Below are 14,255 nucleotides of genomic sequence, written 5' to 3'. Positions count from 1 at the left end.
TCCAATTAAACTACTAATAAGACAGACCTATATTTTTGTAAATTTAAATTTTAAATCACAATTAAAACTCACTTTTAGGCTCACTTTTTAATTTGCTATCAAAAAAAAAACGGCAATTATTCATTAATGAATAATCGCCGCTTCAAACTAAACAATTTAAACAAAACTGTGACTAACTCAATAATATCCTATTAATAGTTTGGATCTTGTTGTAAAACATCTGGTCTCAAATCAATTTGAGATTGAGGTACAGGAAAATGATCATTTCTACCATCTTTAAAATTCGCCCCTTGAATCCAAGGCAATCTTCCATCTGCCAGTTCTGAGTCTAAATATTTATTAATGGTGCTGGTAACAATACCCCAGCGTACTAAGTCTTGAAAACGCAGTCCTTCCAATGCAAATTCTAAACGTGTCTCATGACGTACCGCTTTTCTAGCATAGTCTTGGTCTGGAAACGATGTATAAAGCCCCATTTTATAATTAGCTGCTGGTAAATTCTCGTCTATAATAATAGGCTCACCTGCTTTAAATGTCGTGTTTGCTACTTTACCCATCACAATATCATCTGATGCTCTTTCTCTTATCATATTTACCATATCTTTAGCGGTACCCAAATCATTTTCTTCAACGGCAACTTCCGCTCTCCATAAAATAATATGCGATAATCTAAAAAGTCTGAAATTATTACCATTTAGCCCAGCAGACCACGTTGGAGTATTTATAGAAATGGTTTTAAAATTTCTTTTCCAGAACATAATTTTTGTGTTTAAAAATGGCCCCATACCTGCTTGATCAAGCATCCAGTCTCCTCCACTCATTGGTCCCCAATCTAAAAACGGAATACCACGTCTAGCTATAGTCCAATCCACTCTAGGGTCAAGTAACACATCTGTGGGTGTAAACTCTTCTGTATCTTTAATTCCATAATCCTCAAGTAATAAATCGTCTTGAAAAGTATCTAATAAAGGTAAACCATCATCATCAACTTTAAAAGCGTTAAAAAGGTCAAAAGTTGGCGCACTATATGCACAGCATAACCCAACGTCTGAACCTCTTGGGAATAAGGTTCTGTGATCTGAACCCGCATTTTCTCCACCACCTGTTCCATCATTTACCGTATACTGAACCTCAAAAATGCTTTCTGCATTATTCTGTTTTTCTTCATCATGATTGTCATAAAAATGTGGCATTAAAGTAAAAGGACCATTGTCAATGATATCATCTAATAAAGGTTTTGCCTGAGCAAATTCATTTTGAAACATATGGACACGCGCCTTTAAAGCTTTTGCCGCCCATCTAGAAGCACGTCCAACTTCACTTGGAGTTGCATCCATATTATTGTCTATACCCCACTGCAAATCAGCTTCAATGTCATCCCAAATCGGTCTATCATTTGGAACTTCGCTAGCAGCGACATCCTCTGTAATGTAAGGAACTCTCTCAATTTTAGATTGTAATTGAAAATGAAACCAAGCACGTAACCATCTTGCTTCAGACTCTAGTTGTTTAGCTTTATCCGAAGGGATTGCTTCTCCAGCTACCCTTAAAACTCGTAGAACATCATTAGCTCTTGATATGCCGTCATAGTTGGCTGCCCAAAGTCCTCCTACCCATGGATTATTGGGGTCTACCTCAAATCTTTCGATTAAATTGATGGAAGACCACCCTCCTGTTTGGTCTCCTCTGTGCATATCATCAGATGGTACATCTCCCCATACCCAGTTTGTTGCTGACGCTTCACCAGCACCACCAGGACCACCAGCAGAAAAACCATCTATAAGTGAATAAGCCCCTATTAATAAAAAGTCAGCTCCACTTTCATCTGCCAGAACCTCCGGTGTTACCACTCCTTTTGGAGATTCCTCCAAAAACTCATCGTTACATGAAGTACTAAAAATTCCTAGCACTGCCAATAAACATAATTTTAAATGTAATCTTTTCATTTTTCTTAATTTTTTTATTTTACATACTAATATTTAAACCAAATATGAACTGCTTAGGCTGTGGCCAAGTACCAAAATCAAAACCTCTATTTATTTCAGCATTTCCAGTATTTGGATCATTTCTAGGAAGTATTTCTACATCTAAACCAGAATAATCATTAAATAAAGTTACTAAATTAGTTCCTGTAACATATAATCTTAAACTAGATAATCCCATTTTATCTAAAACTTTACTTGGCAAATTATACCCTATTTGTAAAGATTTTAGTCTTAAGAACGATCCATCCTCAATCATAGTTGAATTCGTATTTTGTTCTTGACTTGTTGTACTAGAAGCCTTTGGCAATACAGCATTTGCATTATCATCTAAATAAGGGCTTCCCCAAGAGCGAAATAATCTATCAGCAGCCTTTGGCCCTTGAAATAAACCATACCGCGTAAAACGATTATGATAATTAATCAAATCATTTCCTACACTAGCATACCAAATCGCAGTTAAATCAAAATTTTTGTACTGCAATCCTATATTTAAACCAGCTGTAAAATCTGGATGTGGATTACCAATCCAAGTACGATCATCTGGAGTTATTTCCCCATCTGGCACACCATCAGGTCCGCTTACATCTCTAAATTTATAATTACCTGGTTGGTTGTAATCACCATTTGTAGCATGAGCATCGGCTTCTGCTGGTGTTTGGAAAATTCCATCTACAATATAACCATAAAATTCCGGAAATGCACGTCCGGTTTCAGCTCTTGTATAAGTTTGACCTCTTTCACTTCTACCAATAAGTGCATCACCATCTTCACTTGAAAGTTTAGTAACTTCATTATTATACCAAGACGCATTTAATCCTAAATTATAGGTGAAATCTTGACCTACTGCCCCACGATAATTAACTTCAAAATCTACACCTTGATTTTCCATAGTACCTACGTTTACAAAAGGAGCCTGTGCTTGCCCCTCAACATCAGGTATAGCAGTTCTAAATAACATATCCTCTGTGGTTTTTGTCCACCAATCAAGGCTAAAATCTAACCCACCAGCAATAGTGACATCAAAACCAACATTCAAAGACTCTGTGGTTTCCCATTTCGCATCTGGATTTCCAAATGCTGTAGATTGATAACCTAATGCTATGGTATTATCTCCACCAGTAATTCCATAATATGAATTTCCTAAGCCTGAGCCAAAAGTTGTGAAACCGTTGTAATTCCCTATCTGATCATTACCGGACTGTCCCCAACCTGCTCTAAATTTCAACTGTCTCAACCAATTACTACTACCTTCCATAAAGTTCTCCTTTGTAACAACCCAACCAACGGAAGCTGCTGGGAATACACCATAACGGTTGTTTGCTCCAAATCTTGAAGATCCGTCACGACGAACTGTCCCTTCAACAATATATTTATCATCGTAAGAATAGAATGCTCTTCCAAACAAAGAGAACATAGACCATGTCCAAGCTCTAGAATTATTGGTAATCGCTCCAGCACCAGCAGTTAAATAGTAAAAATCATCTTCTGTAGAAATATATCCAGCTCTCCCTCCTCTGATTTCATCAAAATCCAACTTTACAGATTCCATTCCTAATATAACATCTAAATTATGAACATCCGAAAAGGTCTTATTGTAGTTTAAAGTATTTGTGAAGTTCCAATTCAAACTATTGCTCCTAATCTCACTCAACGTATTTGTAAATGAACCATTCGTGTTTTCAGGGTCTGCAAACCTAGGGTCATGGTTACTAAACCAATTCATATTATACCCAAACAAAGATTTAAACTTAATATTTTTTAAAGGTTTAATTTCGATATAAAAATTACCTTGTAAATTGAGCGTTTTTCTTAAATCCTTTCTTTCTCTAAAATTATTACCTAAAGGGTTTGGTCCATCATTTAAACCACCTCCAACAATACCACCAGCAAAATTACCAGCAATATCATAAACTGGTATCAAAGGGCTCGTTTCTACAATTTCGCTAAAACCAACGGTATTACCCCTACTTTCAGATAATGTAGCTCCAATTCGTTGTCCTATTGTCAACCAGTCATTAATTTCAGAATCTATATTAGATCTGAAAGCATATCTTTTAAAGTCATTATATTTAAAAATACCTTCTTCACTAAAAAAGTTTCCATTAAAAGCATAAGTTGTTTTTTCAGAACCTCCATTTACTACTAAGCTATATTCCTGTAATAAAGGAGCGGTTTCATAAATTTCATCTAACCAATCTGTACCATTTTGATTAGTAACAGTAATTGGATAATCTCTTTCTTGATACAAAGATGGATCTGTAGATGCATCACCAAAAGAAGCACCATTAGGAAATAAATAGTCATTGACTCTCGTTCCTTGAATATCATTAGGGTCAAATTGAAAATGCGGATGTGATGGGGTTATACCATCATTCGTTTGCTCCAACCACAGCATTTGACCAATTAAAGTAGGATCTGTTACCAAATCATATTTTGCGTTGGTTTTACCAATTCCTGTTTTTACGTTAAATTGAATAGTGGCCGCCTGATTTCTTCTACCAGATTTTGTTGTAATCAAAATTACCCCACTTGCACCTCTAGCTCCGTAAATAGCAGTAGACGAGGCGTCTTTTAGAACCTGCATAGACTCTATTTGATCTGGTGGAGGAACAGTTCCTCCTTGAACACCATCTACGATATACAGAGGATTATTACCATTTATACTACCAATACCACGAATTCTAACTTGTGCTTGTTGCCCAGGTCTTGCAGATGATAAAACGGTAACACCAGAAGCACTACCTTGCAATGCTCTTGTCGCATCAGATGATGGTTGTTGTTCTAAAAAATCTTTGTCAACAGTACTTACCGCACTCACAACATCCGTTTTCTTTCTAGTACCATACCCAATAACAACTACTTCGTCTAAAGATTGAGCATCTTCAACCAAGCTTACATTAATTGTTGAATTGGCCCCCACTGTAACTTCTTTTGTTTCAAAACCAGTAAAAGAAATTACCAAGACATCTCCTTGACTTGCACTAACAGAATAATTTCCGTCAAAATCGGCAACCGCACCATTAGTTGTACCTTTTACCAAAACATTGGCCCCTACTAAGGGTTGATTTGTCTCATCTACTATAGTACCACTAATTGTAGTGGTCTGTGCCTGCATTAAAAAAATGCTTAACATAGTAAATAATGAAAATGTCCATTTCTTACTTGTAATCTTGAATCTGTCAAACAAGTAATTAAAAAAATAAATTTTTCTCATAATTTTAGTTTAATTTTAAATTAGTTTATTGCTCCAAAAAGGACTTATAGAGTATAGGTGCATAAAGCCTATATTTTTTCAGTCTATTTTAGATGTGCAAATTAAGTTATAGCACTAAATTCTTATGAGTAAATGGAATTCAACAACAAGTAAAAATTAACCAAAAAGGTATTTGAATGTATATTTATCAATTGAAACGCAAATAATTATTAACTTTACTTTTTACACCTATTAAAATTTAAAATATTGCAATTGCAGTCCTGTTTATTAAAAACAAACAAGTGCTTATCAATCCCTCAATCAAGAAATAAATTTATTTAACCTATGTTGAAAACATATTATGTTTCCTTTTTTTCGGCCTTCTTGTTTTTAGTTTCCTGTAAAGAAGAATCACCCATTCCCCTAGCTGAAAATGATAAACATTTTAGTTTAATTGATTCTGATTTTACACATATTAAGTTTATAAATAAGCTTATTGAAACTGAAAAAGACAATCACCTTATCAATGAAAATTTTGTAACAGGTGCTGGTGTAGCCATTGGCGATATTAATAATGATGGTTTACCTGATATTTTCTTTTCTGGTAATCAAGTTTATGATAAATTATATTTAAATAAAGGCAATTTAGTTTTTGAAGATATTTCTCAGGATTCCGGAATAAATATTATTAAGAATTGGTCTACTGGAGTAACATTTGCCGATGTAAATGCAGACGGTTTTCAAGATATTTATATCTGTAAAAATGTCCACCAAAAAAATGGTAAGAGCAACAACTTGCTATTTATCAATAATGGTGATTTAACTTTTACTGAAAGCGCACATAAATACGGTATTAGTGATCCCGGTTTTTCCATCCAAGCAAATTTTTTTGATTACGACAATGATGGGTGGATAGATCTGTACCTCATTAACCAGCCGCCAGGTTACGGCAACCGCTCTGGCGGAAAAACACCTATGAAATATGCTAACCCTAGATTTAGCGATAAGCTTTATAAAAATTTGGGGGCTAACAAAGGCTTTGTTGATGTTTCTAATCTGGCGGGTATAAAAAATTTAGCGCATGGTCTTTCTGCTAGTATTGGTGATGTGAATAATGACAACCAGCAAGACATTTATGTTACTAACGACTACGACAAACCAGATTACTTATATGTAAACAATTCAAACGGTACGTTTAAAAACAATAATCTAGAAGCTTTCAAACATATTTCAAATTTTAGCATGGGTAGTGATATTGCCGATTTCGACAATGATGGAAATCTAGATATCATGGTTGTTGATATGGTCGCAGAAGATCATAAGCGAATTAAAACTAATATGGGAGGTATGAACCCAGAAAATTTCTGGGCTATTGTTGATAATGGATGGCATCATCAATATATGTTTAACACCTTGCACAGAAATAATGGAAATGCAACTTTTAGCGATGTAGCTCAAATAGCTGGAGTATCAAACACCGATTGGAGTTGGGGGCCATTAATCGCTGATTTTGATAATGATGGATTCAAGGATATTTTTGTAACCAACGGAATAAAAAGAAATATGCGTTACAGCGATGTTAATAACACCTATGAAATAATTTTAGATAGTATTTCATTGGAAGCAAAGAAACAAAATAAACGGTTTCAGGATGTTGTTAATATTTTAGAATTAGCGCAAATGGCTCCAGAGGACAAACTAAATAATTATATTTATAAAAATAATGGAGACTTAACATTTGAAAACAAAATTGAAGAATGGGGATTCGCAAAACGTACTCTTTCAAATGGCTCTTGCTATGCAGACTTAGATTTGGATGGTGATTTAGATATTGTTGTAAGTAATATAGATGAAGAGGCTTTTATTTATAGAAACAACACTTCCGAAAGACAACTAGGCAATTACCTTAGATTTAAACTAATTTCTGAAAATAACACCAATATTTATGGGACACGAATAAAGCTTTTTAAAAAAGACTCTTTAATGCAAATGGTGGAGGCCACCAACAATAGAGGGTACATGTCTAAAAGTGAAGATGCATTGCATTTTGGGATTGGACAGACCAAAAACATTGATAAAGCTATAGTAATCTGGCCAGATGGGAGAACTAATGTTTTCAAAAATCTTAAGGCTAATAAACAGATTGATGTCTTTTCAAAAAAAGCAACTAAGAATTCCCTTAAAATTAAGAAGCAGGAAACCATTTTCAAAGACGTTACTCAAAAGACAAAACTTCGCTACAAGCATGAAGAAAACATTTACAATGATTATTTAAAAGAGGTTTTACTACCCCATAAAATGTCCCAATTTGGGCCTCAGATAGCTGTTGGTGATGTAAATGGAGATTCCTTGGAGGATTTCTATATTGGAGGGTCCGCAGGTAATTCTGGGAGTTTATTTCTACAAAATAAAGATGGAACATTCAGCGAAAATAAAAATCCTGTATGGGACACAGATAAGGGCTTTGAAGATGCCGGATGTCTTTTTTTCGATATTGATTCAGATGGTGATTTAGACCTTTTTGTTGCCAGTGGGGGAAACGAGTTTAAGCCTAATAGTAAAATGCTAAAAGATAGATTATACATAAATAATGGTTCAGGTATTTTTACTAAAGATTCCCAGCGAGTTCCCAGATACCTCATCAGTAGCTCTGTAGTTATTCCTGCAGATTATGATAATGACGGTGATTTAGATTTATTTGTAGGCGGAAGACTAACACCACAAAAATACCCATTTCCGGCAAGTTCTAAATTATTGGAAAATAGAAATGGTTACTTAATTGATGTCACCAATAAAGTTATTCCAGACCTAAAAAATCTGGGGCTAACAACATCTGCTACTTGGGCTGATATTAATAATGATGACTTATTAGATTTGATAGTTGTTGGTGAGTGGATGCCAGTAACTACCTTTATAAACCATAACAGCACATTTAAAAAACAAACATTTGAAGGGCTAAAGAATACTGAAGGTTGGTACTATTATGTTACAAGCGCAGATATGGATAAAGATGGCGATCAAGACTTAATTATTGGTAATCTGGGTCTCAATTATAAATATAAAGCCACTAAGGGGCAACCTTTTCAAGTACATAGTTACGATTTTGATAAAAATGGTACAAACGATATTGTATTAAGCTATTATGATCATGGACAAATTTATCCTGTTAGAGGAAGATCATGCTCACTTGAACAAATACCTTCTTTAGAAGAAAAATTTCCAACCTTTGAATCTTTTGGAGCTTCAAATTTAGACGGCATTTATGGGAGTAATTTAAAAAACGCTTTAAATTTCAAGGCATATACTTTTGCTTCATATTATGTTGAAAACGTTGAAGGAAAATCATTTAATCTTCATAAACTACCACAAATGGCACAATTATCAAGCATAAACAGTATGGTAATTGATGATTTTGATAACGACAACAACCTGGACATCATTCTATCTGGGAATTTATATGGTTCTGAAATTGAAACTCCAAGGAATGATGCCGGAATAGGTCTTTTTTTAAAAGGAAATAGCACTGCTCAATTTAAAGCCATACCCTTAACAGAAAGCGGTTTCTACACTCCAAATAATGCTAAGTCTATGGTAAAAATAAACACAAGTAAATCTAAAGCCATTCTTGTAGGAAATAACAATGACAAGCTACAACTTATTACGTATAAATAATTTATACTAATAATTACTATCTTTTGAATAGTTTTTACTTTTCCTTAACAGGCTTAAGTATTATTTTGTTTCAATAAAAATTTATCTAAGATTTTGAAAAATATAAAGGTTTGTTTCCTATTTATAAGTATTTGTTTCTCAGTAAATGCGCAAAAGTTTACGGAGAAGGATGTTTCTATTTTTTCAAAAAACATGTCTTCAAACTTTGGAAATGCTGTTGCTGATTATGATTTAGATGGAGACTTAGATATTTTTATCGTTGCCTATAATTCTTTTGATAAAGAAACGCCAAGCACATGGAGCAGGTTATTAGAAAATAGAGGAGGTTGGTTTGAAGATGTGACTGAAAAATCAGGGTTTAGTAATCAGCACTCCAATGCAGATAAAACGGACTTAAAACTAGGCGCTAATTGGGGAGATTATAATAATGATGGCTATCCCGATTTGTTACTTTCACATCAAAACGGAACACAACTTTACAAGAACACAGGAAAAAGCACTTTTATAGATGTCACTTCGAAATCTAAAATAATACCCTGTACAGAAAAATGTAGTAGTACTGGTGGTTTATGGTGGGATTTTGACAACGATGGTGATTTAGATTTATACCTATTGTACCTTGACAGCGACAATAGGTTACTCATAAATAATGGTGATGAAACGTTTACTGAAGTTGAAGGCGCTCTTAATTTAAACGACTCTGGTAGAACATGGTCTTGTCTTCCTATTGACGCTAATCATGATGGATGGATAGACATGTATGTTGTTAATGATTTTGGACTAAGTAGATTTTATATTAATCAAGAAGGTAAGTCTTTTGCCGAAGCAACTAACGAATATAATTTAACTAACACCGGATGTGGAATGGGTTCTGACATCGGAGATTACAATAATGACGGTTATTTTGATATTTATGTTACTAACATTGCTGAAACAAAAAGCAACCCTCTTTTTATGGGGACTCCAGAAGGACCTTTCATTAATAAAACGGATAACGAAGGGGTTGGAAATGGACATTATGGATGGGGTACAAGGTTTATTGATGCAGATAATGACGGTGATCAAGACATCTATGTTGTAAATGGTGATAACGACTTAATTTATAAAAATGTATTTTTCAAAAATTTAAAAAAGGAAAACAAAATAGGCTATCAAGAGTGGACTAATGAATCTGGTGCCAATGGGACTGCTAATGGCATGGGTGCAGAGGTATTTGATTTTGATAATGATGGCTACCAAGATATTCTAGTAAGCAATGTAAATAGCTTCCCTTATCTTTATAGGAATGAATCTGGTAACCCAAACTCATGGTTACAAGTAAACCTAAAAGGCTTATCTGTTAATTATAATGCCTTTGGAGCTAAATTAACAGCTTATACAAACAATGAATCTTTCCATCGCTTAAACCATGGAGCTACTATAATGGGGCAAAGTATTAAACCATTACATTTTGGTCTCGGTATAGTTGAAAAAATAGATAGTCTAATGATAACATGGCCAAATGGAAAAGAAGAAAAAGTTTATAATATTGACAAAAACCAAAAAATAACAGTTGTTGAAAGTCAAGGTATGACTGAGGGTAGAATTTATGAAATGCCTACTGAAAATGAAGAAGAAAAAGTAGAAGAAATTCAACCGGAAACGGAAAAATCAAGCCTTTTTGTAACACCTAACCCATCATCTGAATACACTGATTTCAAAATAAATAATATTAGTGCGGATTCTTTTTTAGAAATTGATGTTTTTAGTATTTCAGGCACACGTATTTGCCATATTTATAAAGAAAGTATTCCACAAGGAGAATGGGTTGAGCGCTGGCAAATAAACGAATCAATACTTTCTTCGGGTTTATACCTTTATAGAATACATGTTAAAAATAAGACCTGGACAGGAAAACTTGTGATTAATCATTAAAGTCTTTTATAACATCTGAAATATTTAGCTATCACGCAGGTTCGTCCAATTAGGGAACATATAAATTTTAAATCAATTGTTATAAAATTATACCACTAGCGTTAGTTTTTAAAAACCAAGAACCAACTACGTTCTTCTCAACAAAACATTATTTCTATTTTAAATGAACTCGCAATAAATAATCATCACAGGTTATAAAAAGATACTCTTCATCATCTGAAAATTCACAATTTCCGGTTGGCTTATCCAATCTTATGGTTCCAAGGTGCACACTCTTCGAATTAATAATCAAAACACCGCCTGGTCCAGCTAAAAAAATGTTTCCTTTACTATCTAGTTTCATGCCATCAGCCTTTTGCTTATCAATACTTCTATGTAAAGCCTCTGTGGCTTCAAAAAACCTTCTTTTATTTTTAACTTTACCAGCTCCCACAAGATCATAAGCCCAAATGGATGGTCTCTCGGCATTGGAATCTGTTACATATAGAATTTTTTCATCCTTAGAAATAGCAATTCCATTTGGTTTGTTTACCGTACTATCTAAAAGCTTTATGTTTCCAGATTTATCATGAAAATACACTCCGTTAAACCCTATTTGACTTGGAGTTTCACCTAATCCAAAAGAAGGATCTGTAAAATACAAATTCCCTTTACTGTCATAAACCAAATCATTAGGTGAATTAAATTTCATGCCTTTATAATTTGTAATAAAAGGAAGAAAATTAGGACTTAGAGAGTCTTTTAAAGATACGAGTTTACTTATTACTCTATCCCCTTCTTGACATATAACTAAGTTCCCTTCTAAATCTAAAGCTAATCCATTAGAACCCTTAGGCAAATTTTCTTTACCAGTATACCCAGAAGGATGCATATAGAGATTTAACCCTTCCTTTTCACTCCATTGATAAATCTTATTCTCAGGTACATCTGAAAAAACTAATTTATTTTCTTTGGGCATCCAAACAGGTCCTTCTGACCAATTGAAACCTTGAGCAACTAACTCAATTTTAACATTTTTAGAAATAACGCCCTCTAACTGTGGGCTAAATTGTTCAACAAAACCATAAACAGGATACTTTTCCTTTTTTTCACAGTTAAGAAACAAAAGAAGACTTAGCGATAATAGGAGTCCAACACGTGCTCCAACAATATTTTTTTTAAATGTATACATAAGAAACAACTATTCTTTTTAAATAAGATATCTTTATTTATATTTTGCTATTTCTGTAACAAATTGAGAGGCATTATCTTCAATCATTTGATAATCCGCTTTGATAGAAATAGGCTCAGAGACAACACTGGCTATACCTATCCCATCAGCACCACTTGTCATCCAATCTTTCACCTCATTTAACTTAATTCCACCTACTGCCATGAGTTTAATATGATCTAATGGCGCCTTTATAGAAGTAAAATACGTAATACCCATTATATCTGCAGGAAATAACTTAACAAAATCTGCTCCTGCTTCCCAGGCCTCACAAATTTCTGTAGGCGTTAAAGCCCCCATTAAAATCGGTATCTCATTTTTATGAGCTAAATCAATTAGTTCAACATTGCAGTTTGGTGTTACTAAAAACTGAGCTCCAGCATTAATTGCCTCTGCAGCTATGGCTTTATTTACAACTGTACCAGCTCCAATTAAAACATCTGGATATGATTTACGAGCTTTCGATATTTCATGAGCATAATTTGGAGTATTAGATGTTATCTCCATGACTTTTGCTCCTCCAGAAACTAGGCTTTGTATTACGGTTTGTGCTTTAGAGGCATCTTTTAAACGTGTTACAAAAACAAGTTTTTCTTCACCAATAACTTTAACCAATTCTTCCCTATTCATTTTCTAAAAAATAATATTTACCAATTTGTAAAAGATCCGTCATTCCTTTTTAATCTCGGAATTTCAACAGGGACAAAAGCTGTTTTTTTCGCTAATTCCTCATTAACCTCAACACCCAGGCCAGGTGTTGTTGGCAATGGATAGCGAGCTCCTTCTAACTTAGGTTGTACAGGATAATATTTAGGGTCATTTGTAAGCACATGTGCTCCTGTATTCACTTCCTCCAACCAACTAAAATTAGGTGTAGCAGCTGCGAGATGAATTGTAGCAGCAGTGCAGATAGGTCCCAATGGGTTATGAGGCATTAAATCTATATAATGCGCCTCTGCGAGAGAAGCTACCTTCATAGCCTCTGTAAGTCCTCCAACATTACATACATCAACTCTAGCATATTGCGTAATATTTCGTTCTAAGAAAGGTAAGAACTGCCATTTACTAGCAAACTCTTCGCCAATAGCAAATGGTATGTCTATCATTTTGCGCAAGCTTTCATAAGCTTCTGGATTTTCATCGCGTATGGGTTCTTCAATGAAATCTAAAGTCCCCTCAGGCATACGTTTCATAAATGAATACGTCTCAGCCGCACTAAGCCTTGAATGGTAGTCAATACCTATTGTAATTTTATTTCCTATTTCCTGTCTCAATGCAATCATCCATTCCGCAATAACCGCAATAGACTCTCTTGGTTGAAAACGAGAAATATCCTCTTGATCCTCAAACTCTGCAGGTGCCAATCTAAGCATATCCCAACCTTCACTTACTAATTTTTTAGATTGACTAATCAATTCATCTAAAGTTGAAAAACGAACTGATGCAAAACATTCCACAAAATCGCGTTGCTTTCCTCCCAGAAGTTCATATACCGGGACATCCAAAGCCTTCCCTTTTATATCATGTAATGCAATATCTATTGCAGAAATTGCTGCCGTAAAAACGCGACCTCCTTCAAAATACTGGCCTCGATACAAATCTTGCCAAATAGCACCTATTTCCATAGGGTTTCGACCAATTATTAAAGATGCATAATGTTTTAACACACCTACTACGGCAAATTCACGACCAGATAGACCAGAAGCCCCCCAACCATATACACCTGAATCTGTTTCAATTTTAACGACTAATTGACTTCCCGCACCTATATTAATTGGGTAGGGTTTAACTGCTGTAATTTTCATTTGTATTTTATTTTTCTGTAACAATACGCTCCTCTTTTTCAACCAAAATGTAATTAGAGAAAACGCCTAAAAAAGGCTGTAGTTTAAATAAACATCATTGCTTGTGTATTATACCCTTTTTCGTATTTTTTTGAATTTTATACTTCTTTAATTATTAAATATAATCACAAACACGAATCAATTCAAATTTATAATAACTAATCTATTGTTTTTTGAATAGCTCAAAATAAACACAACATTGACCAAGGTTTACCATAAAAACAGCATTATTGAACCAACAAATTAATATAAGAATTAACTTAAATATCAATAAGTTGAAATATACAATTAACTGCTTAACTTTTTACTTAGAATATATTTCTTGTTGTTATCCTTTAATTAAATGAATCTAAAATTCTATTATTTACTATTTAAATCCACTCGATAAACCATAGAAACAAAAAAACCTGACAATCATATTTTGATTATCAGGTTTA

General features: G+C 34.0%; 7 protein-coding genes. 2 read left to right on the top strand and 5 right to left on the bottom strand.

The genetic code is table 11. The features are described 5' to 3' along the window. Positions 1–191: 191 nt before the first annotated feature. Together Q0857_RS15620 and Q0857_RS15615 are read right to left on the bottom strand one after the other, a co-directional pair. Positions 192–1,946, bottom strand: coding sequence for a RagB/SusD family nutrient uptake outer membrane protein (locus tag Q0857_RS15620; RefSeq protein ID WP_298537386.1), 1,755 nt, complete (start codon positions 1,944–1,946; stop codon positions 192–194). Between the two features lie 19 nt (positions 1,947–1,965). Beyond that, on the bottom strand, positions 1,966–5,199 hold the full coding sequence (locus tag Q0857_RS15615) for a TonB-dependent receptor (RefSeq protein WP_298537383.1): 3,234 nt from the start codon (positions 5,197–5,199) through the stop codon (positions 1,966–1,968). A gap of 324 nt (positions 5,200–5,523) precedes the next feature. Between Q0857_RS15615 and Q0857_RS15610 the strand changes: the two genes are divergently transcribed. Continuing rightward, positions 5,524–8,850: a VCBS repeat-containing protein gene (locus Q0857_RS15610; protein ID WP_298537380.1), complete on the top strand. Its 3,327-nt coding sequence runs from the start codon at positions 5,524–5,526 to the stop codon at positions 8,848–8,850. A gap of 192 nt (positions 8,851–9,042) precedes the next feature. After that, complete coding sequence (locus Q0857_RS15605; protein ID WP_298537377.1) at positions 9,043–10,764, top strand: FG-GAP-like repeat-containing protein; 1,722 nt, start codon at positions 9,043–9,045, stop codon at positions 10,762–10,764. 154 nt (positions 10,765–10,918) lie between these two features. Here Q0857_RS15605 and Q0857_RS15600 read toward each other — a convergent pair whose 3' ends face one another. Genes Q0857_RS15600 through Q0857_RS15590 form a run of 3 tightly spaced genes read right to left on the bottom strand, consistent with a single transcriptional unit; the run spans position 10,919 to position 13,779 of the window. Further along, the gene (locus Q0857_RS15600) at positions 10,919–11,935 is read right to left on the bottom strand and encodes an SMP-30/gluconolactonase/LRE family protein (RefSeq protein ID WP_298537374.1); all 1,017 of its coding nucleotides are present in this window, start codon (positions 11,933–11,935) and stop codon (positions 10,919–10,921) included. Positions 11,936–11,968: 33 nt separating this feature from the next. Beyond that, positions 11,969–12,604, bottom strand: coding sequence for a bifunctional 4-hydroxy-2-oxoglutarate aldolase/2-dehydro-3-deoxy-phosphogluconate aldolase (locus Q0857_RS15595; protein WP_298537371.1), 636 nt, complete (start codon positions 12,602–12,604; stop codon positions 11,969–11,971). 17 nt (positions 12,605–12,621) lie between these two features. After that, positions 12,622–13,779 (bottom strand): mandelate racemase/muconate lactonizing enzyme family protein, encoded by a 1,158-nt coding sequence (locus tag Q0857_RS15590; protein WP_298537368.1) that lies wholly within the window; start codon positions 13,777–13,779, stop codon positions 12,622–12,624. Positions 13,780–14,255 lie beyond the last annotated feature (476 nt).

The organism is uncultured Algibacter sp. (assembly GCF_947495925.1).
Taxonomy (GTDB): domain Bacteria; phylum Bacteroidota; class Bacteroidia; order Flavobacteriales; family Flavobacteriaceae; genus Algibacter_E.
This window is presented reverse-complemented; position numbering and strand designations above follow the sequence as displayed.

What these genes read in the sequence shown, in the direction of transcription:
- Q0857_RS15620 (WP_298537386.1), bottom strand. Translation starts at nt 1,946, where the DNA reads ATGAAAAGATTACATTTAAAATTATGTTTATTGGCAGTGCTAGGAATT.
- Q0857_RS15615 (WP_298537383.1), bottom strand. Translation starts at nt 5,199, where the DNA reads ATGAGAAAAATTTATTTTTTTAATTACTTGTTTGACAGATTCAAGATT.
- Q0857_RS15610 (WP_298537380.1), top strand. Translation starts at nt 5,524, where the DNA reads ATGTTGAAAACATATTATGTTTCCTTTTTTTCGGCCTTCTTGTTTTTA.
- Q0857_RS15605 (WP_298537377.1), top strand. Translation starts at nt 9,043, where the DNA reads ATGTCTTCAAACTTTGGAAATGCTGTTGCTGATTATGATTTAGATGGA.
- Q0857_RS15600 (WP_298537374.1), bottom strand. Translation starts at nt 11,935, where the DNA reads ATGTATACATTTAAAAAAAATATTGTTGGAGCACGTGTTGGACTCCTA.
- Q0857_RS15595 (WP_298537371.1), bottom strand. Translation starts at nt 12,604, where the DNA reads ATGAATAGGGAAGAATTGGTTAAAGTTATTGGTGAAGAAAAACTTGTT.
- Q0857_RS15590 (WP_298537368.1), bottom strand. Translation starts at nt 13,779, where the DNA reads ATGAAAATTACAGCAGTTAAACCCTACCCAATTAATATAGGTGCGGGA.